Consider the following 2,494-nt stretch of genomic DNA (forward strand, 5'->3'; position numbering starts at 1 on the left):
GATGAGCTGAGAGGTTCATGTCCGGTTCTGCGAGGGGCTAAGGGTGAAATTCCCTTGGTCTACTCACCCGTATATTCAAACTCATTCAGGCTGGGTATATACCGCCTTTATTATTGATGTGTTTTCACGAGCAATTGTTGGCTGGAAAGTATCTACACGGATGAATACAGATATGGTGCTCGATGCATTGGAGCAAGCATTGCATGATCGCGGCATGCCAAAGAATGTGATTCATCATTCCGACAGAGGTGTGCAATATCTTTCCATTCGCTATACCAATCGTTTAGAAGCAGCAAATTTACGAGCATCAGTCGGTACGACTGGTGATTCATACGATAATGCTTTGGCTGAAACGGTGAATGGCTTATACAAAACAGAGGTGATTGAATATTTAAAAGCAGATGGGCAAGGTTTAGCAGATGTACAACTTGCGACACTAAACTGGGTAGATTGGTTCAATAAAAAGCGTGTACACAGTGCACTGGGTTATGTATCGCCTTTTGAGTTTGAAGCAATGTACTATGATAAGATTAACCCGTTAGGTCAGGTGGCCTAACTTAAATAAAAAAGTCTCCCACAAACCCGGTACGGTTCAAACCTACAATGCAGTCCAACTTTAATAAGACTTTATTCGTTTCAGAATGATCTTACGCTTCCTATTCCATAAAGAAAAAATAAAATTATGTTTAGTAGCAGATTAAAATCGATTTTATCGTCTATTTTTCAATTATAAATTTTATATTTTGTTATATTATAACCTATGTAATGTCCATAAAAGTGTAGTGAAGTGCTCATGATGTTGGGAAGATTGCTGGGGTTATCAGCAATCTTGTTACAGATCGCTGTGTTCCTGCAGCCTTTATTACCAGAAAAACACAGTGTTTTTTCGGTATGTAAAACTGTTGCCGCAGCATTACATCTGGAAGTTACTAACGTTCTCCCACACCACAGCTTCGCAACATCACATCCGCATAGCAATCAAGCCAGCGGAGCAGACCAAAATCCTGCACATGTCTTCACACATGTGCAGGATCGGCATGAACATCAAGAGCGGGATGATGCACATACCGGTCATGACTGCCAGTTTTGCCTGGTGCACAGCTATACCCTACCGCTACTCGATACCAAACTCAGACTAGTACTGATCAGAACTCAGACCTTACTGCAGTTCTTCAGTACATTTGTCCCATATACGCTGTCCCTACCTGATCTGTGGTTCCTGATTCCTCAGGGTCGTGCTCCTCCTTTAACACTCATCCACTAAATCAGCAGATATGGTATTGCTGAGCAGTCTGCCGCAGTTTCCGATATGGCTGAAAATATTCATCTATCCAGAACATGTGAGCAGCTCACAATTAGCATCTTCAGTCACAGTGATCCTATCCGTAATAATGAATATGGCTTTTAATTTATCTGTATTCAAATTTATTTGAAATCCGGCTGTCACAGTCTCAATGACCTTTGGATTTTTCAAAGTGTTATTACAACTTTCTAGTATATCGATAAGGAGGAGACAATGATGAATCTACTTCAGCACGATCAGGCACATCTCCCAAAAAGTGATTTTAATAGCAGCTGTTGTCTGGATTTAGCACAACAAACTGTAAGGATCCGGCAAGCTCTCAATATTTCACAGACAGAACTAGCATCGAAACTGTGTATTTCCGCCCGTACCCTAGAAAGTTGGGAACGTGGAGTTCGTCATCCCTCAAGCTCAGCCCAAGCCTTGTTAAAACTCTTTATCAAGTCACCTCAGTTTGTTTTGGAAAATCTTGCTTGAATGGTATTAGCTATGTTTTTAAATAGTTTTTGTCACTACAAGTTTAACTTATGAATCATCATGAACCGATGCATACCTATAAAGAGCAGTAGTATCGGTTTGGTTTGGAGAAATCTTTATGGTAATTGTAATTACATCACAGAACCGACGTCATATTACTCCGCATGCCGGGAAATGCCGAAAATTCTGGAAATATGAGCTCAAAGATGGGAAAGTTATGGAAAAACAGCTCATTGAGGTGGAGAAAGAAGCATCATTTTCTCAGTCGGGTGAGGTACTAGAAAAACTGTTACCTATGGACATGTTCATAACCACAGGGATGGGTGACAGATTGCGAGAAAAACTCAAAAATATTGGTGTACATGTTATTGTGACGGATGAAATTGATCCTGATAATTTTATTAACAGTTTACTTTAACTCGCCTATGAATAAAATCTAAAACCATAGCTAAAGTTTCCATTAAAAGTTAGTGGGAACTTTAGCTAATAAAATACATCTTACTAACTGCTATTTAATCAAAAAATTAAATTGCCTAGGCTTAAAATAAGTTGACACGATATTTCATATAAATACCTGATGAATTTCATCAGGTGTTTTTGATTTGTAAAACAGAGGTGGATCAGGAAATTTGAACAACACCTATAAGTGATATTTTGCTCCCCAAATGATGTTATAAACATCAATATATGGAGTATTTTATGGCACGTAGACCA

3 protein-coding genes and 1 pseudogene are annotated in these 2,494 nt (G+C 39.0%); all 4 read left to right on the plus strand.

Going from position 1 to position 2,494, the window contains the following annotated elements; genetic code table 11:
• Positions 1-70: 70 nt before the first annotated feature.
• A pseudogene (locus ACE01T_RS17495) lies at positions 71-556 on the plus strand (IS3 family transposase); the annotation flags it as partial.
• A gap of 237 nt (positions 557-793) precedes the next feature.
• On the plus strand, positions 794-1,264 hold the full coding sequence (locus ACE01T_RS17500) for a DUF2946 domain-containing protein (protein ID WP_121523964.1): 471 nt from the start codon (positions 794-796) through the stop codon (positions 1,262-1,264).
• Between the two features lie 255 nt (positions 1,265-1,519).
• On the plus strand, positions 1,520-1,780 hold the full coding sequence (locus tag ACE01T_RS17505; protein WP_121523972.1) for a helix-turn-helix domain-containing protein: 261 nt from the start codon (positions 1,520-1,522) through the stop codon (positions 1,778-1,780).
• A 118-nt stretch (positions 1,781-1,898) separates the two neighbouring features.
• A complete protein-coding gene (locus tag ACE01T_RS17510) occupies positions 1,899-2,198 on the plus strand; it encodes a NifB/NifX family molybdenum-iron cluster-binding protein (RefSeq protein ID WP_395519777.1) in 300 nt (99 codons plus the stop codon).
• The last annotated feature ends 296 nt before the right edge of the window (positions 2,199-2,494 follow it).

It is taken from the genome of Acinetobacter uliginosus, from assembly GCF_044130295.1.
Taxonomy (GTDB): Bacteria; Pseudomonadota; Gammaproteobacteria; order Pseudomonadales; family Moraxellaceae; genus Acinetobacter.

Bases quoted from the DNA above. Each gene is read 5' to 3' on its own strand.
- ACE01T_RS17510 (WP_395519777.1), top strand. From the start codon at position 1,899: ATGGTAATTGTAATTACATCACAGAACCGACGTCATATTACTCCGCAT.
- ACE01T_RS17500 (WP_121523964.1), top strand. From the start codon at position 794: ATGATGTTGGGAAGATTGCTGGGGTTATCAGCAATCTTGTTACAGATC.
- ACE01T_RS17505 (WP_121523972.1), top strand. From the start codon at position 1,520: ATGAATCTACTTCAGCACGATCAGGCACATCTCCCAAAAAGTGATTTT.